This is a genomic window from Pseudoalteromonas sp. APM04 (assembly GCF_022809815.1).
GTDB classification, from domain to species: domain Bacteria; phylum Pseudomonadota; class Gammaproteobacteria; order Enterobacterales; family Alteromonadaceae; genus Pseudoalteromonas; species Pseudoalteromonas marina.
This window is the reverse complement of record NZ_CP094441.1, coordinates 1152300-1174739: the sequence shown is the minus strand read 5'-3', so window position 1 is coordinate 1174739 and position 22440 is coordinate 1152300. Positions and strand designations below refer to the sequence as shown.

Annotated in this window: 13 protein-coding genes and 15 tRNA genes; 8 read left to right on the top strand and 20 right to left on the bottom strand. The window is 39.3% G+C overall.

What is annotated here, in order from left to right; genetic code table 11:
• Positions 1–295: 295 nt before the first annotated feature.
• The 10 genes from MTP24_RS05610 to MTP24_RS05565 all read right to left on the bottom strand — a co-directional run bounded on the left by MTP24_RS05610 (position 296) and on the right by MTP24_RS05565 (position 14363).
• The gene (locus MTP24_RS05610; RefSeq protein ID WP_243533160.1) at positions 296–3031 is read right to left on the bottom strand and encodes a poly(beta-D-mannuronate) lyase; all 2736 of its coding nucleotides are present in this window, start codon (positions 3029–3031) and stop codon (positions 296–298) included.
• 434 nt (positions 3032–3465) lie between these two features.
• Entirely contained in the window at positions 3466–4431 is a 966-nt protein-coding gene (locus tag MTP24_RS05605; RefSeq protein ID WP_243533158.1) for a class 1 fructose-bisphosphatase, read from the bottom strand.
• Positions 4428–5510: a class II fructose-bisphosphate aldolase gene (fbaA, locus tag MTP24_RS05600; RefSeq protein WP_243533156.1), complete on the bottom strand. Its 1083-nt coding sequence runs from the start codon at positions 5508–5510 to the stop codon at positions 4428–4430. Before fbaA ends, MTP24_RS05605 begins: the two co-directional genes overlap by 4 nt.
• Before the next feature lie 14 nt (positions 5511–5524).
• Entirely contained in the window at positions 5525–6142 is a 618-nt protein-coding gene (eda, locus tag MTP24_RS05595; protein ID WP_006794597.1) for a bifunctional 4-hydroxy-2-oxoglutarate aldolase/2-dehydro-3-deoxy-phosphogluconate aldolase, read from the bottom strand.
• Between the two features lie 56 nt (positions 6143–6198).
• On the bottom strand, positions 6199–7131 hold the full coding sequence (locus MTP24_RS05590) for a sugar kinase (protein ID WP_243533154.1): 933 nt from the start codon (positions 7129–7131) through the stop codon (positions 6199–6201).
• Positions 7132–7202: 71 nt separating this feature from the next.
• Positions 7203–8510 (bottom strand): MFS transporter, encoded by a 1308-nt coding sequence (locus MTP24_RS05585; protein WP_243533152.1) that lies wholly within the window; start codon positions 8508–8510, stop codon positions 7203–7205.
• A 2-nt stretch (positions 8511–8512) separates the two neighbouring features.
• On the bottom strand, positions 8513–8857 hold the full coding sequence (locus MTP24_RS05580) for a cupin domain-containing protein (protein WP_006794594.1): 345 nt from the start codon (positions 8855–8857) through the stop codon (positions 8513–8515).
• A gap of 11 nt (positions 8858–8868) precedes the next feature.
• Positions 8869–11076, bottom strand: coding sequence for a heparinase II/III family protein (locus MTP24_RS05575; RefSeq protein ID WP_243533150.1), 2208 nt, complete (start codon positions 11074–11076; stop codon positions 8869–8871).
• 4 nt (positions 11077–11080) lie between these two features.
• Positions 11081–13339: a polysaccharide lyase 6 family protein gene (locus MTP24_RS05570; protein ID WP_243533671.1), complete on the bottom strand. Its 2259-nt coding sequence runs from the start codon at positions 13337–13339 to the stop codon at positions 11081–11083.
• Positions 13340–13484: 145 nt separating this feature from the next.
• A complete protein-coding gene (locus tag MTP24_RS05565) occupies positions 13485–14363 on the bottom strand; it encodes an NAD(P)-dependent oxidoreductase (RefSeq protein WP_243533147.1) in 879 nt (292 codons plus the stop codon).
• 728 nt (positions 14364–15091) lie between these two features.
• On the opposite strand from MTP24_RS05565, the gene gloA reads away from it, so the two are divergent.
• On the top strand, positions 15092–15478 hold the full coding sequence (gene gloA, locus MTP24_RS05560) for a lactoylglutathione lyase (protein ID WP_010558060.1): 387 nt from the start codon (positions 15092–15094) through the stop codon (positions 15476–15478).
• 49 nt (positions 15479–15527) lie between these two features.
• On the opposite strand, the gene MTP24_RS05555 is transcribed toward gloA, so the two are convergent.
• From MTP24_RS05555 to MTP24_RS05510, 10 genes are all read right to left on the bottom strand, one after another.
• A complete protein-coding gene (locus MTP24_RS05555) occupies positions 15528–15794 on the bottom strand; it encodes a DksA/TraR family C4-type zinc finger protein (protein ID WP_243533145.1) in 267 nt (88 codons plus the stop codon).
• Between the two features lie 129 nt (positions 15795–15923).
• Entirely contained in the window at positions 15924–18791 is a 2868-nt protein-coding gene (locus MTP24_RS05550) for a pitrilysin family protein (RefSeq protein WP_243533143.1), read from the bottom strand.
• Positions 18792–18985: 194 nt separating this feature from the next.
• Positions 18986–19061 (bottom strand) — tRNA-Glu (locus MTP24_RS05545).
• A 90-nt stretch (positions 19062–19151) separates the two neighbouring features.
• Positions 19152–19227: transfer RNA gene (locus MTP24_RS05540), tRNA-Glu, on the bottom strand.
• Between the two features lie 90 nt (positions 19228–19317).
• A tRNA-Glu gene (locus tag MTP24_RS05535) sits at positions 19318–19393 on the bottom strand.
• A 90-nt stretch (positions 19394–19483) separates the two neighbouring features.
• Positions 19484–19559, bottom strand: a tRNA-Glu gene (locus MTP24_RS05530).
• Positions 19560–19649: 90 nt separating this feature from the next.
• Positions 19650–19725 (bottom strand) — tRNA-Glu (locus MTP24_RS05525).
• A 90-nt stretch (positions 19726–19815) separates the two neighbouring features.
• Positions 19816–19891 (bottom strand) — tRNA-Glu (locus MTP24_RS05520).
• A gap of 141 nt (positions 19892–20032) precedes the next feature.
• Positions 20033–20108 (bottom strand) — tRNA-Glu (locus tag MTP24_RS05515).
• A 36-nt stretch (positions 20109–20144) separates the two neighbouring features.
• A tRNA-Ala gene (locus MTP24_RS05510) sits at positions 20145–20220 on the bottom strand.
• A 727-nt stretch (positions 20221–20947) separates the two neighbouring features.
• Here MTP24_RS05510 and MTP24_RS05505 point away from each other — a divergent pair.
• The 7 genes from MTP24_RS05505 to MTP24_RS05475 all read left to right on the top strand — a co-directional run bounded on the left by MTP24_RS05505 (position 20948) and on the right by MTP24_RS05475 (position 21953).
• A tRNA-Val gene (locus MTP24_RS05505) sits at positions 20948–21023 on the top strand.
• A gap of 148 nt (positions 21024–21171) precedes the next feature.
• A tRNA-Val gene (locus MTP24_RS05500) sits at positions 21172–21247 on the top strand.
• A gap of 43 nt (positions 21248–21290) precedes the next feature.
• Positions 21291–21366: transfer RNA gene (locus MTP24_RS05495), tRNA-Val, on the top strand.
• A gap of 151 nt (positions 21367–21517) precedes the next feature.
• A tRNA-Val gene (locus MTP24_RS05490) sits at positions 21518–21593 on the top strand.
• Between the two features lie 45 nt (positions 21594–21638).
• Positions 21639–21714 (top strand) — tRNA-Val (locus tag MTP24_RS05485).
• 33 nt (positions 21715–21747) lie between these two features.
• Positions 21748–21823: transfer RNA gene (locus MTP24_RS05480), tRNA-Val, on the top strand.
• Between the two features lie 54 nt (positions 21824–21877).
• A tRNA-Val gene (locus MTP24_RS05475) sits at positions 21878–21953 on the top strand.
• The last annotated feature ends 487 nt before the right edge of the window (positions 21954–22440 follow it).

Here is a 22440-nt window from a genome sequence, read left to right as displayed (position 1 = left end):
ATGCTCCGTTGGTTATTGTTGTGTGATTGTTGTGTGTTGGCTTGTTATTCATCTGTATAAGTTATGTGACAACTGTTGTTAATATACTCAAGTAACCAAGTATGATCAACCAATTTTACAACCAAAGCATTACCAATTAAAATACCAATTTTCACAAACCAGTATTACCAAGGGGTCAGGCGGCGTTATAATGAAAAATAATTAGAAAAGCAAACGCATTTTTCGGTCATATTTTACTCACAGGCATAAAAAAACCCCAAAAAAGGGGCTTTTTAATTAAGAGTGTTTACTTAGGTTAGTCGTTATTAGCAACCCATGTTGAGCCAACACCTACATCACTCGCTTGAATGTAGTAAAGCCCTTTTGCACCTGCCACAGCTTGTAAACCTGCTGGGTCGGTTTCAAGTAATGTGCTTGCTGCGAATACATATTCAAGTATTTCTTTACCGTTTGCAGCTGGGTCTTGATCAATAGCGCCATCGGTATCAAATGAGCCGTTACCATTTAGGTTTCTGATTGCAACCCAATCGCCACTTGTATCACCAGATACACGGCTATCCATGTAACCAAAGTTGTTGCTTAATACTGATGTATCATGCTTGATTAAATCACAGTCGTATTCAAAAGCATGGTCGCTATCAAGCGTATTTGGATAGAATAATCCTTGTGTTAAGGCGCTACTTTCAATGGTATCTGCATCAGTTTGATCACCTAAGCCATTAGCAATAAGGTTTCCATCAAAGTTTATGACAAATGCATTTTTAGTTAAGCCATAGAGTACAGGAGCATTATCAACTGTAAGTTCATCACAATCACCCACAGGGGCACGAGAACCTATTTCAGTACTAAACACGATTGGTTGCTGAGAGTTCAAAACAGTGTTGTTAGTTACCGTTAATGTGAAGTCACCCGCTGCATCTAATACAGCTTGGTTGCCTGAGTTTGGTATACCGCCATCAGCTTGAGAGAATGGATTTGCTGTAAATACAATTCCACCAGCCTCTTTATTACCAGAACGAATACCTGCAATGTAGTTGTTACTAACTGTGTGGCCTAGCGGTGTAATTAGCACACCAGCAGGACGATCGCTAGAGCTTGCAATATCAGTAGTACGAATAATAACGTTGTCTGTCACGTTATTAAAACCACCATCTTCTAGTGAAATCCCGCCATTAGGGTTAACCACAGTGTTACCTTTGATAGTTGCACCCGATGTTTGCACACGCATTAAACGACGACCGGTTACAAAGTTTTCTACTCGGTTATATTGAATAGTAAAGTTTGCATCGTCAGCTGCATCTGAACCGGTAGTACTACCCGCATTAATTAAATGAAGGCTTGAGTTACCAAAATTTGGATTCGCACTGGTGCCACTAAATAAATTGTATTGAACAACATGGTCGCTGCCTGATGAAGCAATTTTAATAACGGAGCCATTTTCAGCATTATCACGATTACTAAATGTATTTCGCTCAATTAGCGCGCCCGTGCCTTTGATCATTAACCAGTGGTAAGTCGAATTATTTAACTCGGCTTCATCGCCATCCATTGTGTTTTGAGTAAACTCGAAGTTATTCCCTTCAGAATAAATAATTGCACTTTCTTGGGTTTCACAAAATGAGCCTGATTTTGTATCTATATTTTTAAACGTAAGGCCTGTTAGCGCTGCACCTTCTACACCTGAAGCAACGTGAATACATACTTCGCCACTAATAACTGGCGTTTGCTCTTCAACAGCGCGAAGCGTTACACCACTGGTGAGTAAAACTTCATCCATATCAGCGTAAACACCGGTATTAAGGCCAACAACATCACCATCAGCAAGGCCGCCACTTACCGCACTTAGTAGCTCTGTTGGTGAGCTAACAAGTTGGGAATAAATTACCGTCTCTAGTGAGCCACTTACAGAACCCTCAAATCCGTCGTTATCGGTATAAGAAGCACTCACAGATATAATTGCACCCGCATATGCCGCAGGTGAAAACGTATTACTATTTGTATCGGCTACTTCAACGCCATCGGCAAACCAGCTGTAGATAACATTTGTTTCTTCAATACCATTATTATCTGTTAGTTGCGCTGTTAATTCACCGCTAACTAAGTAAGGTGATGTGCCTATAATTGTAATACTTCCTGCTTCATCAACCGCAACAGCCGATACGGGAATTGTTTTTTCTGATGTATTATCTTCTACAAAACCATTGTCATCTGTATAAGTCACTTGTACCGATACAGCTTGCCCAATTAAAGCAGCCTCTACAATATATTCGCTTTGGGTTGCACCAACTATTTCTTCATCGTCAGCAAACCATTGATAAGTGACTTCGCCAGAAACACCATCCATATCAGTAATATCAGCACTAAGCGTATTACCCACTGTGGGTGTGCCACTAATTGCTACATCACCTTGCGCATTAACACGCGCAACAGGCGCAGTGCCAACAGACGTCACTGACTCTGCAAACCCACGATCGTCTTCAAACGATGCTGTAACGGTGATCACGCTATTAAACTGTGCTTCTGTAAGCATGAGTGACGAAAGAACCTCTCCCTCAATTACTACGTCATCCGCCAACCACTCGTATACGACTGTTAAACTATCAAAACCATTTTCGTCTTCAACATTCGCGGTCAGCTCTGACCCGATAAGTGCATCACCTGTTATTGTTACGCTTGCTGGAAATGCAATGGCTGCTACGTCAGAGGTCGGATCTGAAATATGTGACTCGTTAACACCACCATCATCAGTATATTTAGCTTGAGCTTTGATAGCTAAACCAATTTGATCGTCCGTAAGTGTAAACGATGCGCTATTAGCGCCTTCTATTACTTCGTTATCTGCATACCAAAAATAAGAAACAGTTCCTGATATACCATCAGGATCTGACACGTTTGTTGTTAATGTTTGACCGCTTGTGGCTGTTCCTGACAGAGCAATAGAGCCCAGTTCGTTGTCATTGTTGTTTGCGTCAGTGTCACAACCAACTATTGCCGCTGCAATAGCGCATAGTGCAAAGTGTTTTAAATTCATGATGCCTCTATTCTCCATTTTATAGGTTAAATATTTGGCCAGCTATTGTGTGTGTTACCAAATAATCATATTAGTTGTTACCAAATTTACTTTATTTGAAAATAATTTGTTAACCAACTTGGTCATATAACCACAATAGAAATGATATTTCCAGCTTATTTACTGAACTCAATGTACCTTTTTACCTATACAAGGCACATAAGTAACCCACCAACCTATTTAAAGGATGCATAAATGTACAAAAATCAGCATTGACAAAAAATAAATTTTTACCAATTGGCTTTACAATAATGACACTAAAATACAAATGACTATTTAACTAATGAGCGTATTAATAGAATTGCAAGAACAAGAAGATAAGTAATTAGTTGAAAAGGAAAGTAACAGAGAAAAGCTTTCTCTGTTACTAAATAACCGAAGTGAAGGATATCGAATTAGCTTAGCGCTGAATTGTTAAAATAATCAACGGGTTCAATCGAACCTAAAGTAACGGGAACTCGTTGATGTAAATCGTCAGGAGTTATATCTAAAATTCGAGCGCCACGCGATGTGGCTTTGCCTCCCGCATTTTCTACGAGCATTGCAAGCGGGTTGGCTTCATATAAAAGCCTAATTTTGCCATTGTCATTACCAACGCGTTTATCCTGCGGGTATAAAAATAAGCCACCGCGACATAATATTCTGTGTACATCACCTACCATTGCCGCATTCCATCGGATTGAGCTTTTTTCAAAGCTTTCAGATGTGTAAAGCAACTTGTCAAAGTACACTTGTGTAGGCTCATCCCAGTAACGATAATTTGCCATATTTACGGCAAACTCTCGGCTTTGCGAAGGAATTTGTAGTTGTGGATTAGTGAGTAAATACCCACCATGTGTTGAGTCAAGGGTATAACAGCGTGTTGGCCCACCGGTGGTCATTACGAGCAATGATGAAGGGCCATATAATACATAGCCTGCACACACTTGGCTTACACCCGGTTGATTAAACTGCTCATCACTGTCAAAAGGTACGTCGTCTCTTGCCAAATAAATAGTAAATATTGTGCCTATTTGACCATTTACATCGATATTAGAAGAGCCATCGAGTGGATCAAAAGCAACAATAAAAGTGCCTTCAGGGTGGCCACCAACCGCATGATCTTCTTCTTCAGAGGCAACGGTTCTTACAGAGCTGTCGTCAAGAAGAATATCTTTAAGTAATTGGTTGGCAATTATGTCTAGTTTTTTTTGAACTTCACCCTGAACGTTTTCATTCATTGTGGAACCCAAAACACCTGCAAGTTCACCTTGACCAACCCTAAACGCAATCTCTTTACTTGTGGCTAAAATAGTACGGATAAGTAAAATTAGATCCGTTCTTACACCATCTTCTTTTAATACTGTATTGAGTCTTTTCATAAGCTATACCGATTTACACAATTAAGATCTTTAAAGCACTGGATGAGTCTTGTTACCATATGCTGCTCAGAGTGACGAAGCCACACGCGTGGGTCATAGTACTTTTTGTTAGGTTTATCATCACCGTTAGGGTTACCAATTTGACCTTGTAGGTAGGCCTCGTTGCTGTTGTAGTAATCTAAAACACCGTTCCAACATGCCCACTGCGTATCGGTATCAATGTTCATTTTAACTACACCATACGTTAATGACTCTGCAATTTTTTCTTCCTCTGAACCACTGCCACCGTGAAATACAAAGTTAATTGAATTACTCGGTAAGTTAAATTTTTTCGCTACATATGCTTGTGAGTCTTTTAAAATAGTAGGCGTAAGGACAACATTTCCTGGTTTATAAACACCATGCACGTTGCCAAAAGAAGCGGCAATGATAAAATTAGGACTAATAGCACTTAAGCGTTCATAAGCGTAAGCAACATCTTCTGGCTGCGTATAAAGCGCTGAGCTATCAAGGTGAGAATTATCAACACCGTCTTCTTCTCCGCCTGTACAACCAAGCTCAATTTCTAGTGTCATCCCTATTTTAGCCATGCGTGCTAAGTAGCGCTCACATATCTCTATGTTCTCTTCTAGCGGCTCTTCAGATAAATCGATCATGTGTGAGCTAAACAACGGCTTACCTGTCAATCTAAAATGCCTTTCACCCTCATCCAACAAGCCATCAATCCATGGTAATAATTTTTTGGCTGCGTGATCGGTATGAAGCATAACGGGGATCTCGTAGTGCGCCGCAACACTATGTACATACCTAGCTGCGCTCACCGCACCAAGTACTGCTCCTTGTTGTTCTGGTAATGATAGGCCTTTACCACAAAAAAACTGTGCACCACCATTTGAAAGCTGAATAATAACCGGTGACTTCATTTCTTTCGCAGCCTCAAGAGTTGCATTAATTGAGGTTGTGCTAACTACATTTACAGCTGGCAGCGCATACTGTTTAGCACGCGCATGGTTATATATTGCACTTACCTCGTCACCCACTATTACGCCAGGTAAAATAGTTTGAGATAAATCGTTCATTTTAGCGCTCCCTGCTATTTTATTGCTTGAATACATGAGTCTGTAATAGCTTGCCAGTTTTCTTGTGCAACCCATTCCTTTTTAGCAACCCATGTACCACCTACAGCAAATACGTTATTTAAAGAAAGATAATCCATTTTGTTACTTTCACTTACCCCACCCGTTGGGCAAAAGCTAACCGCTCTAAATACACTCGATACAGCCGACACAAACGGAGCCCCTCCTGCTAGCGATGCAGGGAATAATTTTTGCTCCTCAAAGCCATACTCTAGCGCCATAAGAATATCGCCGGTATTTGATACGCCGGGTAAAACAGGAACACCACATTTTGTGAGTGCAGTTAGTAATTTAGGAGATACCGCTGGGGTTACAATAAAATCAGAACCGGCTTCAATTGCTTGCTGTAAAATAGCTTCGTTAATAACGGTACCGGCGCCAACTTTTAGCTCTGGGACTTGCTCTTTAATCGCTTTTAAAGCATCAATTGAGGCGTCTGTTCTTAGCACAACTTCAACCAAAGTAAGGCCTGCTTTAGCCATAGCTTTTGCAATTTGAACACCCTGCTCTGGGGTATCAGCTTGAATTATAGGTAGCAGAGTTTGCCCTGACATAAGTTCAGAAAAGCGAGTCATAACGTTGTTCCTTTATTTTAAGTAGTTTGGCCGGGGTATGGAGGCCTTAAATTTTATTAGATACCAGCTTCAACCATTGCATGTTGAAAAACATCTTTTGGTGCAATTGCACCCGGTTGTTGAATCACAGCTCCGGCTGCTTTAGCGCCAAGTTGAACTGCTGCCGCAATTGACTTACCTGAAAGTCGAGCGCCTAAATAAACACCATTAAAGGCATCGCCCGCTGACGTTGTATCCACCACCGTCTTGACAGGTATTATTGTGTGGGTTTGAAGTGTGTTGTTTTGTTGTGTAATAACAGATTCTGGACCATTTTTAACCACAATCTCATTAATTTGATATGGCTTTAAGTACTCTATTAACGCTTCAGCGCTGTGAACATCATATAATGTTGTTAGGTCTTCAACTCCTGGTAGAGTTATATCTGCAAGGCCAAATGCTAAATGATACTGCGCTTTAGTATCCTCTACACTGTCCCATAAACGAGCTCGGTAGTTAGGATCAAATACAATTTTAACCCCAGCACTTTTTAGTTGCTCTAAAACCTTCCAGAATTGATCACGCGATGTTTCATCTATGATGGCTAAAGAGATCCCTGAGAAGAAAAACATATCACCTTGGCATAATTGGTCAACGCACTCGGCATTTAAAAACTCAACTGTTTTTTTAGCCGCAGAATCACTTCGCCAATAAATAAAGCTTCGCTCGCCGTGCTCATCTGTCTCAATGTAGTACATGCCGGGCACTTTGCTTTCGTGGCTAAATACATACTGTGTATCAAGCTGTTCACTTTCAAAGCGTTCGCGCATTTTTTTACTTAGGTTGTCTTGCCCTAAAGCCGTAATTACAGATGTGCTTACTTCAGGAAAACAACGTTTCAAATATACAGCTGAATTATATACATCGCCTGCAAAAGATTGATGTAACGTAGCAGCGCTCATAGCCCTGAGTTCTACCATGCATTCACCCATAAAATAAATAGTATTCATTTTTGAAAGTATCCTTTGTAACTAACTGCTATGCACAAGCACTACCGTGTTGGCATAGCAGTTAAAGCAGATTAATCAGGCTTTTTAAGAGGTTCAATTTTAGGGATTAAAATCCACACTGCAGCCATTGCTATAATGGCAAGTGATGCACCAATTATGAATGCCGGAGCATAATTACCATCAGCGGTTAATATTGGTACAAGTGATGTAAGACCTACCGCACCTAGTTTTGCAGCCATGCCAGAAAAACCAGATAAAGTACCTACCGCTTTTTTGCCCAGTAAGTCACTTGGTAAAGTTTGAACATTACCAATAGCAGTTTGAAAGCCAAACAAAATAACGGCCATGATCAGAACAGCTGTTGTTGGTCCACCTGGGTTAGCCATAGCCAGTAATGCAGGAAGCATAATTAAACAACCAAGTGTAATAGTGAGCTTGCGTGTTTTGTCCGTATTCCAACCTGATTTAAGTCTATTTTGAGCAAGTAGACCACCAAACCATGCACCAAACATTGCGCCTACATAAGGAACCCAGCCATATATACCAATAGATTTAACGTCCATGGCATACACTTCGTTTAGATAAATAGGGATCCAGAAAACGAATAACCACCAGATTGGGTCAATCGCCGCAGAAGCTATAATTACACCCCAGCTTTGTTTACGTGAAAGCAACTCGCCAGTAGAAGGGTTATATTCTTCTTCATCTTCGCCTGTTACATCGCCGTTGTCATCAACACGTCTTTGACCTGTTAAAATGTACTCGCGCTCTTCTTCGCTTATCCAAGGGTGAGAACCTGGTGGCGCTTTTACTAAAATTAACCATGGAACTAACCATAGAAAACCCAAGGTACCTACAAAAACAAACACCATTTGCCAGCTAAAATACACTGTTAAGTAAGCGATTAGAGGAATAGCGATAATGCCACCAATTGCAGCACCAGAGTTAAAAATACCCTGTGCGAGTGCGCGTTCTTTAGTTGGGAACCACTCAGCGTTTCCCTTGGCAGCACCTGGCCAGTTACCGGCTTCAGCTACCCCTAAAATGGCACGAAAAATACTCAGGCTTAAAACACCTTGTGCAAATGCATGCGCAATGGTTGCCAATGACCACACACCAATTGATAAAACAAAACCAAAACGGGTGCCCACCCAGTCAAATATTTTACCAAAAATAGCTTGGCCAAATGCGTAGGCAAACACAAACACGATGGAAATATTTGCGTATATTTGTTTACGTTCTAATGCTGATTCATCAGGAAACATTTCTTCTACAATATCCGGCCAAAGCACACTAAGTGCTTGGCGGTCGATATAATTAATGATGGTTGCTAACGCGATTAACGCAATAACCCACCAGCGTAAGCCTTTAAGTTGCATAATTATTCCTCAAGAAAGTCTTCACGAGCTGGACTAAAAGTATCGATTAAAATACCACCTGTTGGGCATGTAGCACCATGATCTGCAAACGGGGGAATAAAACAGCTATCACCGGGTCTTAAAATTTCAGTGACGCCGTCAATGTTAAAGTGAAATTCACCTTCAACTACATAGGTTACTTGTGAGTGTCTATGAGCATGGTTATAACCAATTGCGCCTTTTTCAAACCAAATTTTAACGGCCATAAGCTCTTCATTAAAACCTAACATTTGACGCTTTAAACCATTGCCTAAATCTTCAATTTCAGTTTTGTCACCAAATGAAAAATGTGCACTTTGCTTTTGCATCCTAATTACTCCTAATTATTCTTCAACGCATAAACGCCAAGTCGGTCGTTTAAGGTGAATGACTTATTTTTAAATGTGAATGTGTTGCTTGCTTTGCTGTGCGCTTTATTAATAGCGACTAAATAGGCTTTGTTCTTAATGATTAAATGCACGAGCAATAAATTACCCTGCTCGATATAGTTGGCAGCTGACACACGGCTAACAGCCTCTAGGGTATATTCTTTACTAGGGTTATATTCACCGTGAGGCTCTAAAATAGATACAAACGTATGCTGTTTTTGATCTTCTACGCGACGAATAAAGCCATTTTCATTACGTAAATTAAAGTGTGGATCGTTTGCACCAATTTGAGTAAACAAGAATTCTTCATCGCCCGAAACTAAGCTTGTTTGCGTATAAAAGCGTCCGTTATCATTAAGCCATGTCACCTTAGCAAGGCCAGTTTGAGGTGTTGCTTGTGCTTTAAGCCATAAATGCTGGTAACCATTATTACTGCCTAATTCAGATAGCTGTGATGCATTCGCTTTTAAGTCAAAACTTGTGTCAATGAGCTGCCCTTTGTAGTGAAGGGGTAAATCAAATTGATGTTTAGTCTTAGCATTGGCATTAAAAATATCTAATGTAATAGTGCTATCAAGCTCTGGTAAGTTTATTAAAGCAAGGGTTCGCTCTAGCTCTACGTTTTTGTAAGCCGAGCTAATTGAACCGTTTGCAACAGTACCAAACTCATTGGTAGTGAAGTAATTTAGTGTTGGGTGATTGTTGTTCCCCACTTTTACATTAGCATTGAAATGAGATGTTTCATCTACCACAACTGTATTGTGTGCAACGGTATGCTTGGCGTAGGTTTCATTTTCTGGAAGATAACGACCACCAAACTTAGCTTCAACGTTTAAAAAACGAGCCGCACCGTAGTCAGATACAATTTCGTTACCTCGATCATAAAACTGCCAAGTCAATTTATCAAAATGGCCATGGCCCAAACCTTGTGCCGCAGGTTTAAATAAAACAGCTTGATCACCACCTACTTGCGTTCTCATAACCACAAGCGCGCCTTGCTTACCATCATTACCATCACCAAACGCTACAGATCTAAACTCGTAAGGTGTTTGCATTCTATTGTCTAGCGCTTGAGCTACTTTTAAACCATCGCCAGATAAAATTGTTTGGTTTTGTTTTTTCGCAATATCTAAATAACCGGTGTCGTTTGTTAGCCCATAAGCTGCTGTAACGCCATGAACCAGCTCAATAGTGTCGATACCTTTACTTTTTATAGCGTCATTAATTGGGAAGAATAAACCGTTGTAGCTAAGTTGAATAGTGGTATCAATCGCTTTGAGTAGCACACCATCGCGGTATTCAAAAATATTACGTTGCGGCTCGTTATTCTCTATTGCTTTAGCAAACGTAACAAATGGCAATAATGCAAAACGCTGATAATACGGCCCTTCGTTGTAGTAGCCTTGTGGTGAAAACAGCATTTCTAATTGCTTAATAAAGCCACCTTTACCCGACTTGTCTAGGTCATATAGCGATTTTTCCACCCACTCAGGCTCGTCTAATACATAACCTGCCATACCTACACCAGCCGTGGCCCATGTACCATGATTGTGTACTTTATTAAACGTTGACGGTTGACCCTCTGATGTAAACAATGAAACAGGGCGTATTAAATCATCCTCTATTACTTTTACCTGTGCGGCGCTTAATGAATCATAAATAAGGTCGTAAGCTTGTATGGTATAAACAAGCCACATAGCTTCATTCAGGCTTTGCCTAAATAGCTTGCCAGGGTTTTGTGATTTAACTTTACGCTTTGGATGAACGTCAAGTGTTGGGTAAAGTGCTGCGTATTCAAGCAACATATCGCGAACATAAGCAGCATATTTATCATCTTCGCTTAATTGATAAATAATCCCCGCGTTGTACATTACCTGATAGTTCTTTTTATGGCGTTCGTGGGTGTAGCCGCCCCCACCATCTTTTGGCACTGGCACTGTGATAGGCTGCTTTATTTGCTCATCTACTTGCGCTTTTAAATCGTTATACGCCGTTGCAAACTGCCCCTCACCCTTTATTGCTTGGCGCATGAGCTTTACATCGTCAATGGTGATTACAAGATTTGGATGCGACCCAGCACAGGCTACTGATGACAGTAACAATGAAAATAAACCTAAAAAAGCGGCTTTTATGTGTGTTGTTCGTTTAAAAAAAATCATCAGTTTACTGCCCCTCATTTATCACGTTGTTATTTTCAAGAATTGCGGTATGCGGACCTTCAACTCTTAGTTCTTTTACACTTGGGGCGGGTGTTTCTTTAAATGTATTTTTTAATACTTTTGTGATTGGCTCGCCAACAGTATGCTCAACGACTATGGGTGCAGAGTTAGTGAACTCGTTATTTTCAATATTAGTAACCTGCACACCATGAACATGAATACTGGCTTTTTCTTTATTGCGTTTACCAAGGCCAACATTGTTAAGCGTATTATTTTTCATCTCAAAATGAGGGCCAAATGTACTTTCGTCAGACCCGCCTCGGTAGAGTTTTACTAAACTGCCTTTTACATTTTTAAAGCTATTGCCGGTAACCGTCACGTACTCTGCGTTGTAAACACCTAAGTCTTCGATTTCTGTATTTAGGCGTAATACATCGCCCGTAATTTCATTAAATGTATTATTATTTAATACAATGGTATCGGCCATAGCCCCTTTACCAGTGACGAAAAAATGAAATGAATGATTAATATCTAATGCATTGATTGCTGTATTTGTCATTTCAAGGCGGTAATTTTCTATCATTCCCCACTTTTGTGTACGAACCACACTGTTACCAATGGCGTCAGGCGCGTTCTCACCTGAAATTGATAAACCATGGATTTTTAAGCTGCCGCCATCATGAATTTCAAATAAGGTAGAACGTTGAAAGGTAAGCTTCGATTGGCCTTCTTTCTTTGCCTTTATGGTGAGTGTTTTGTTTATTTTTACTAATTTAGAAATATCGTATTGACCAGGTGCCAATACCAATACATCACCTGTATTAGCATTTTCAATAGCATTTAATAAAGCATCTGCACCCGCTTTAACATTGATTGTTTTGCCCGAATCAAATGCTGTTAATGCAGGTGTTTTAGGATACCAACTAACACCTACCTCTTCTTTTTGTAATACTTTTAAGTCGCGTTTTACGCCTACAGTTAACTTTTCAGATACTGGATAAAATAATCCATTTTTAGCTTTTTTTAGCTTTATATCTTGCTTTTCTACACCATAAGCTAGCTCATCTAACGCATTGGTATTGGCAGCATTATTACTAAGGACTAAACCAGTCACGTCGTCAAATGTTGTAAACGGCTGATTACCACTTTGATTTACAATCAAATTGTTGCTCATTGTACTGTTTATTGGGACTGCACTGCGTTCAGCATCACTTCCTGCTGCAAGCTGTATGTGACGTACATTTACGAATGTATTATTTTCGATTGTGGCGTTTTCTACCTGATGGTAGCGATTAATTGACGAATTAGGTACGCCATTCATTACAGTGAAACCACTCCCGAAGCGGTAGCCAGTTAACCCTTCTAGGTAGTTATTTTTAATAATTTGGTCTTTGTTGATTACGCGAATACCGCCAGTATGATCAACACCATTACCAATAAATACGTTTTCTTCTATTAGATTTCCATTCCCGTGGCGTAGCGTTAATGTGCCTCGAGCTTCATAAAACACATTATTTTTAAGGGTATTTTTACCTGACTTAACAGATATTATTTCAACTTCACCATTAGTGCGCTCAAAGTAGTTGTTTTCAACCAAGGTATACGAGTCAGTTAAAGAATAATGACTTGTACCTATTCGTAGTGTTTCGCCACCATTGGATCCAAATGTAGGACGGTAGCCAAAATAATTATTATCAATTTTGTGATGATTTTGTTGGCTTTGAGGAGTATTTAATCGAACAGCGACTGTCACACCTTTATTTCTTTTTCCCACTAGGTGACTGTGGTCAAATCTATTGTGTTGGCCGTATAGCGCTACCCAATAATCTGACTCTCGCTTATCTGGATTATTGTAATTGTCGATCACAACGTTGGTAACACGTGAGTGGTAAGCTAACTCTTTTTTATCACGACGAAACTCAATTACTGCAGAACTGGGTGTATAGCCACCTTTAAAAACTAAACCCGACACTTCAAGGTATTGACCCGCTAGACGAAGATTAGATTGGCCTGATAAAATAACGCTGCCGTGTGTTTCAGCAGTTAACGTAATAGGTGCATTTTTTGTACCCTGGCCCTGTAATAAAATTTCAAAATCAGACCAAGTTCCATTTTTAAGAATAACTTTATCGCCTGCAAGTAGGTTCGCTGCAATATCGTTGAAAGCCTGTTGGTCCTCTACAAAATAATCTTTGGCCGCTATTTGTGTTGATAGGCAACCGATGAGAACTAGACTAAGCTTTATTGTATTAATCAAACGCATAGTTAACTCTTTTTCATTGTGACTAAGTAAATGCGCTATCAGGGTTAAATAGACTGACAATACATAAAGACTTAAGTCAATTGGTGTCATGTGTGTTGAAGCGCTTTAAGTCATAAACTTAAAGCGCTTTATAGCTAGAAAAGAATTACTTTTCTAATTTTTTGAAGTAATCAAATATCTCTGGCACATTGCCTTGACCCATACCTGCGTCAAATGCTGCTTGTAAGTTAGCAGACGAACCTTCAGCAATTTTTGATTGAGTGCCTAAATCTTCAACCATTTGTAAGAAATAGCCTAAGTCTTTATTTGCATTGGCGATAGAAAAACCCAGGTCGCTTACATTATCAACCGCGTAGTTTTTACAAAAATGCATAAACGGAGAATTTGACGGGCCAGTAGACATTATGTCGAACAATTGCTGACGGTCTACACCAGCAAGCTCTGCAACAGCAAACGCTTGTGACATAGCACATACAGTCGTCATTCCCATAAAGTTATTGATTAACTTAGTTGTGTGGCCAGCGCCTAAATCACCTAAGTGAAAAACGTTCTCGCCTTGGTCTTCCAATACTGGTTTCACTTTATTAAAGGTAGCCATATCGCCAGACGCCATAATATTTAATAAACCATCTTTGGCATGTGCAGGTGTACGACCTAATGGCGCGTCAATCATACCAGCACCCTTAGCAGCTAAGTCGGCACCAATTTTTTTAGTTGAAGATGGTATCGATGTACCAAAGTCCACAAGCACTGCGCCTTCTTTGATCCCAGCTAAAATACCATCATCTGCGTAAACAATTTTTTCAACTACAGCTGAAGTTGTTAGACAAAGCATTACAATATCTGCACCTGAAGCAAGCTCTTTCGCCGTGCTTGCTGTTTTTGCGCCTCGAGCAACACATGCAGCAACTGCATCTTTGCTTAAATCCATAACAATCAGCTCATAGCCTTTGTTTTGTAAATTTTCGGCCATATTGCCGCCCATAAGGCCTAGACCGATGAAACCGATTACAGGTTTTGACATGAAAAACTCCTAGATATGATGGCGCAAACTTTTATGATAATGAGTAATGATTTACCCCATAAAATAGGTACGCTCTGTCTTTTATTTAATTCAGTAGAGCCACTTTATTAAGTTAAATAAATAAGTTTTTCGTGCTTAGTGTAAGTAAAAATGTTGAGCCAAATTTTTATTGGTTTTTGCATTTTTAGTTCTTATTTAAGTTCAAAAATTTAGTGTAACTCTGATTAATTGCTAACCCATTTAGTAACAACGTTAACGAGGTTACAAATTGGTATGCAAAAACATTATTACCAAATGCATTTATTGTCAACCAATAAGTTACTTTTTGTAAATTAGCTAGTTACAACCAAATGCTAATAGAAATAAAAATACCCAACAATTACAACTAGATAAAAACCACAGCCTAACTCTTCGTGTAAAAGCATTGTTAAATAATATTAAAATAAACTTTCAGTGACAGGTTGACCAATAAGCGTAAAAATTGGCTGACCAGTCGCATTTTTATTTAAAATTGGTAATTAATTTAAGTTGTTAACTCACATATAAATAATAAATGTTTTATTTATTCATACTTAAATTCTAAATGGACGTTTTATTGGTTGTAATAAACATGTGCTGCCCTCATATAATCTCAAACTAACAAAGCAATTTGCCTTTTCTAAAAAACGTGTTTCAAAACGTCTGAATGAAAGGCCGACGACATTCAAATAAAGTTTAGGGTTACTTAAATGCGCTTATTACACACTATGCTTCGCGTTACAGATTTAGAAAAATCCATTGCGTTTTACACGCATGTTCTTGGTATGAAAGAGCTACGTCGCTCTGAAAATGAAGAGTACCGATACACATTGGCCTTTATTGGCTATGGCGACGAAAAAGATACAACCGTCCTTGAGCTAACATACAACTGGGATCAAAGTAGTTACAGCTTAGGAGACGCCTACGGGCACATCGCCATTGAATTTGAAGACATATATAAAGCGTGCGATGACATAAAAGCGGCAGGTGGAAATATAAGTCGAGAACCCGGCCCAGTTAAAGGTGGGACAACCCAAATTGCATTCGTTAAAGACCCTGATGGGTATGCAATTGAGCTTATTCAGAAAAAATCGTAAATAATAATGCGTGGTATTTTACCCATAAAAAAAGGTGCCTTTGGCACCTTTATCGTAGTTGACTATCTTTACTACCACGGCGATTAAACGCCTTAGAATTGCTTGGTAGTCCTTCTAATTCTGCTTGGCATGAAATACAGTAACGCACACCCGGTAATGCCAACCTTCTTGCTTGTGGTATTTTCTCGTCACACTCATCGCAAATCTCAGCACTCGCTCCTGAAATTAGGTTACTTCTTGCGTATTGCACTGCATCATTAACACTTGCATCTATTTGCTCTTGAATCGCGCCATCTCGCGCCCATCCACTTGCCATAAATCCTCCTCTTTTTCTGGAAGTTTTATATAGGTTAACAAGTAAAATATTTATAAGCCCTGAATAGAGAAGAGATAAAATTAAAGCAGCTAAAAAGCTGCTTTATCATACCGATTATTCAATTAAATATTAAAGACTATAATCAACAACCTTCATACCTAATTTCTCAAGCTCTGGACGCAATGTCTTTGCATCTCCAACCACTAGGTAAATCATATCTTTAGCATTTAAGTGCTTTTTAGCTAAAGCATTAATTTCTTCTTTACTAATAGTGCTAACAATCTTATTTCTTTCTTTTACAAAGTTAGGTTCTAAATCAAACTCTAAAATTTGTGCCAAAAAGCCAAGTTTTGCATTAGGGGTTTCGTATTTAAGCGCATCTTTTTGGTTAATTGCCTTACGCATAAACATCAGCTCTTCGTCTGTTACACCGTTTTGAGCGTAGTTATTAAGCTCATTAGTAAACTCTGTAATAGACGCAGCAGTCGAATCAGCTCTTACTGCTGCAGAGGCTGTAAAACCACCTGATGTTTTATCACCCCAAAAACGTGAACGAGCACCATATGTATAGCCTTTATCCTCTCGTAAATTTAGATTGATACGGCTGTTAAAAGTACCACCAAGCGCAAAGTTCATTAAATTAGCTTTAAAAAATTCACCTGTAATATCTTCAACCATATCGCGTTTACCGATACGAATTTGTGATTGCGGCGCACCAGGTTTATCCACAAGATAAATTACGTTTGTTTGAACGTTAGGCTCGGTAAAGTCTAAATCAAAACTTTGGCCTTTCCCTTGCCAGTTAGCAAGTGCTGATTTAACTTTTGGTTCGACAGCAGCTTCACTTAAATCTGACACTATAATGACTTGAGCACCTTGTGGTTTAAAGTTGGCTTTATAAAAAGTTTCAACGTCATCTAATGTAATAGCCTCAATACTATTAAGCGTTCCAGAACTTGGAAGTGCAGCTATATTGTCGCCATATAGTAATTTGCTATATGTATTAGATGCTAAATACCCAGCATCCTTCATTGAATGTTGAATATTTTGAATGATTTGCTTTTTATTACGCTCAAAATCATCGGCATTAAATGCTGGTCTAAATAACTTTTCTTCAACAAGCTTTAATGTTGCGTCTAGGTTTTTAGTCAAGGTAGAAACATATACATTTGTGTGTGTTTTATCAGCGTATATGCTTACTTGGCTACCCAGTTTTTCAAGCGCGTTACTCATTTCCTCTGTAGTATAGTTTTGCGTTGACTCGCTCATTAACGATGCAGTCATCGACGATAAACCCACTTTACTGGTCTGCTCGTTATAAAAGCCACCCGGTATTTTAATGAATACAGCTGTAGTGGGTGTTTCACTGCTTTGAGTGCCCAATATTTTAATACCGTTGTCGGTCTTAGTTTGCCAAAGCTCAGGTACGTCTACAGCAGGGTTTGCACCCGCTACAGGCTGAACACTTCGATCAAATGTATCAACAGCTCTTCGGGCGACTAAATCATCAGCAGAGGTTGTCGAGGGGCCTCCAAAATCATGCTTTTTAGGAGTAAAATTATCTGGAGCGGCTATAAGTTGAGTTTGTCCCTCTGGAACTACACTCATAATAACTGAAGATTTACCTTTAATGTATTGATTAAATACACGCATAACATCTGCTTTTGTCACACTGTTATAGCGTGCAATTTCAGCTTTCGTTGAGTTTGGATTGCCCGTAAATGTTTCTGATGCAGCAAGTTGAGATACCTTTCCGGATACGCTTTGTAAGCCAAATATTGCACCCGATTCTATTTTTGCTTTTACTTTATCTAAATCGTCTTGTGTAACACCGCGCTTTTCAAATTCAGTAAATGAATCACGTACAATTTTTTCCATATCAGCTAACGTTTTACCTGATGTGGGGTTTGGTAAAGCATAAATACTAATTGAGCAAGATAACTCTTGGCATGGGTGATTGGCACTAGCTTGAACTGCAAGTTGAGTTTTTACTAGGTTTTTATAAAGTAATGAGTTATTGCCACCACCTAAAATTTCGGCAAGTATATCTAGTGGTGCTTCATCCTCAGAGCGAGCATAAGTCGTTGGAAAACTCATTGCCAGTAAAGGTAAATGAACTTTATCTTCCATCGATATATATCTATCAGCATTTAGTGTTACCGCTTTTTTTTCAACTTTAGGTATTTCAGGGCCTTTTGGGATTGGCGCAAAGTATTTAGTAACTAATGGCAATATTTCATTAGCGTTGATGTCTCCACCAATGGTAAGCGTTGCGTTATTAGGACCATACCATTTCAAAAAGAATGCTTTTAGGTCATTAACATTAACACGATTTAGATCGTCCATAAATCCAATAACAGGCCACGAATACGGATGTCCATCGGGATACATTGCTTGTGCCATGCGCTCACCTAAACGACCATAAGGACGATTATCGACTCGTTGACCTCGTTCATTTTTTACAGTTTCGCGTTGTACTTCAAATTTTTCTTGAGTCACAGCATCTAATAAAAAGCCCATTCTGTCAGACTCTAACCACAACATCTTTTCTAACTGATTTACAGGGACTGTTTCAAAATAATTTGTTCTATCTGAATTAGTAGTTCCATTTAAAGTACCACCTGCCTCTGAGATTATTTTAAAATGCTCTTCGTCAGCAACATTTTCAGATCCTTGAAACATCATATGCTCAAAAAAATGAGCAAAACCTGACTTACCAAGTTCTTCGCGAGCAGATCCAACATGGTAGGTAACATCAACGTGCACTAGTGGATCTGAATGATCTTCATGCACGATAACTGTTAGACCATTATCAAGTTTATATTTTTTATAAGGTATATTGATATCGTTAGGATTAGCTTGAACAGATTCTATGAGTGTAACGCCTGGAATTGATACTTCTGCTACTGTATTTTTATCAATTGCTTGGGTTGAGCTATTACAAGCAGCTAACCCTGATGCTAATAATACTGCAAGTGCTATTTTTGAGAGTTTCATTTTTTAGTCCATTTTTAATTAACTCAATGAGTTTAAGGACTAAGTAGAGTTACAACAAGTTGTATTGAAGTGAAATTACTATGGTTTTGTAACTAAGTGTAAACACTTAATCTTTAAGAGAAAATGATAACTAATTTTAGAAGAAAATCTGTGGATATCTTAACAACACTTCACTTCCCTATTGAATAAGTAAGTGGCGTCCCCAAGGGGATTCGAACCCCTGTTACCGCCGTGAAAGGGCGGTGTCCTAGGCCTCTAGACGATGGGGACACATAAATGTGTCACTAGGACAACTGAATGGTTTGACTCGTTTCAGGCGAGCTTTCTTAATAACACTACACTAACTATTAAAATAGTAAGTGGCGTCCCCAAGGGGATTCGAACCCCTGTTACCGCCGTGAAAGGGCGGTGTCCTAGGCCTCTAGACGATGGGGACACATAAATGTGTCACTAGGACAACTGAATGGTTTGACTCGTTTCAGGCGAGCTTTCTTAATAACACTACACTAACTATTAAAATAGTAAGTGGCGTCCCCAAGGGGATTCGAACCCCTGTTACCGCCGTGAAAGGGCGGTGTCCTAGGCCTCTAGACGATGGGGACACATAAATGTGTCACTAGGACAACTGAATGGTTTGACTCGTTTCAGGCGAGCTTTCTTAATAACACTACACTAACTATTAAAATAGTAAGTGGCGTCCCCAAGGGGATTCGAACCCCTGTTACCGCCGTGAAAGGGCGGTGTCCTAGGCCTCTAGACGATGGGGACACATAAATGTGTCACTAGGACAACTGAATGGTTTGACTCGTTTCAGGCGAGCTTTCTTAATAACACTACACTAACTATTAAAATAGTAAGTGGCGTCCCCAAGGGGATTCGAACCCCTGTTACCGCCGTGAAAGGGCGGTGTCCTAGGCCTCTAGACGATGGGGACACATAAATGTGTCACTAGGACAACTGAATGGTTTGACTCGTTTCAGGCGAGCTTTCTTAATAACACTACACTAACTGTTAAAATAGTAAGTGGCGTCCCCAAGGGGATTCGAACCCCTGTTACCGCCGTGAAAGGGCGGTGTCCTAGGCCTCTAGACGATGGGGACACATAAATGTGTCACTAGGACATTTGATGAGTTTGACTCACATCATGAGTTGCTAAGGTAATGCATATAATACAAGTAAAGACTCGAGCTTTAATTGTTACGCTATTCTCTTGGTAAAACCACCTCTAGCTTAAAACTAGATGGCGTCCCCAAGGGGATTCGAACCCCTGTTACCGCCGTGAAAGGGCGGTGTCCTAGGCCTCTAGACGATGGGGACGCAGAAAACTGCTACCCTAGGACAAACACTAATAATTGGTGGAGCTATGCGGGATCGAACCGCAGACCTCTTCACTGCCAGCGAAGCGCTCTCCCAGCTGAGCTATAGCCCCAACTTAATCAACACTCGCCGTAATAACTACGTCGTGTATTGCTTAGTGCGGGGCGCATTCTATGCACCACCCCAAATAAAGTCAACAGTTTTTTATCCAGCTTTATTTAAATGGTTTAATTTTCAACAAACTGGCTATCAAGCATGCTAAAAAACACAATTTGATTAAAATCATTGCCCTAATGCGACTCCCCTACACTTTTATTTTATGTAGCGTTGCTAGTCAGTGAATTGTAGTTCACTACCCTACCCTCAAAAGGTATACATTTATATGCAATTTAAACATTGCAAATATAATTTATAAATTACCGACCTAACATCCCACTTTCATATCAACAGGCCAGTTGGGTAAATGTAGTAAAACACACATGCTTTTTATAGTTGCACTTTAAAATACTTTTTCTATTTTATTTGTTATGACTTTTTAGAGAGGTAACAAAATATATATTCTTATTAAAGAAGGTTTAAATGTTCAACAATGAAAAGTAATCGCTTGTATATTCCCCCAAAAAAATAAATTAACCACTAATGTGAGTTATAAACACCACAAATACACCACACAATTACGTTACTGAACATGTTTTGCCTATAAAATAGACGCCCGCCATATCTTGTTGTTTATAAAACCTTCATTCAGTACATTTTTGTCATTCAAGTGTTGACACATTTTCAACTCTATCTATAATAGCGCCCCACAACAACGCAGCAATGTGATGTTGTTTAGATGCGGGTGATTAGCTCAGTTGGGAGAGCATCGCCCTTACAAGGCGAGGGTCACTGGTTCAAGTCCAGTATCACCCACCACTTTTAAAAGTGTTCGCATCTAAATTCTATACGGACGCTAAGTTCATATAGAAAAAGAGAACATCACTGCTACTTACATGTAACAGAGAAGTTCACTGGTTAAAGTCCAGTACTATTTATTTTAATAGTCGTGTTTTAATTTATATGTGGGTGATTAGCTCAGTTGGGAGAGCATCGCCCTTACAAGGCGAGGGTCACTGGTTCAAGTCCAGTATCACCCACCACATATAAAACCTATTATAAAAATAGTAGTTTAAATTGTAATATGGGTCGTTAGCTCAGTTGGGAGAGCATCGCCCTTACAAGGCGAGGGTCACTGGTTCAAGTCCAGTACGACCCACCATTCTCAGAATGGTGCATATTACAAAAATCTAAATGGGTCATTACTCAGTTTAGAAAAAAGAGAGCATTACCGCTACTTCCAAGTAACGGCGAGGTTCACTGGTTAAAGTCCAGTACTATTTATTTTAATAGTAGCGTTTTAATTTATATGTGGGTGATTAGCTCAGTTGGGAGAGCATCGCCCTTACAAGGCGAGGGTCACTGGTTCAAGTCCAGTATCACCCACCATATATAAATCTATTATATTGAAAGTCGCGTTTTAAAATTTAATATGGGTCGTTAGCTCAGTTGGGAGAGCATCGCCCTTACAAGGCGAGGGTCACTGGTTCAAGTCCAGTACGACCCACCATTCTTAGAATGGTGCATATTAAATATATAATTTGGGTGATTAGCTCAGTTGGGAGAGCATCGCCCTTACAAGGCGAGGGTCACTGGTTCAAGTCCAGTATCACCCACCAAATTATACTAAGCGATTAATTGATAATTTTAAAAAAGTAATACCTATTATATGTGGGTGATTAGCTCAGTTGGGAGAGCATCGCCCTTACAAGGCGAGGGTCACTGGTTCAAGTCCAGTATCACCCACCACATATAAACACTTCCTCGATATCTATTTTTAATTCCTTTCCTATTTTTATTAAATTCCTATTTGAATATTTAGATTTTTTATAAAAAAGAGCATCGCCTTTCTTTACAAATAATGGCGAAGATCACTGGCTCAAGTCCAGTATCACCCACCACATATAAACACTTCCTCGATATCTATTTTTAATTCCTTTCCTATTTTTATTAAATTCCTATTTGAATATTTAGATTTTTTATAAAAAAGAGCATCGCCTTTCTTTACAAATAATGGCGAAGATCACTGGCTCAAGTCCAGTATCACCCACCACATATAAATACTTCCTCGATATCTATTTTTAATTCCTTTCCTATTTTTATTAAATTCCTATTTGAATATTTAGATTTATTATAAAAAAGAGCATCGCCTTTCTTTAAAAATAATGGCGAAGAACACTGCTTCAAGTCCAGTATCACCCACCACATATAACTACCTCTGCTGTATCTATTTTTA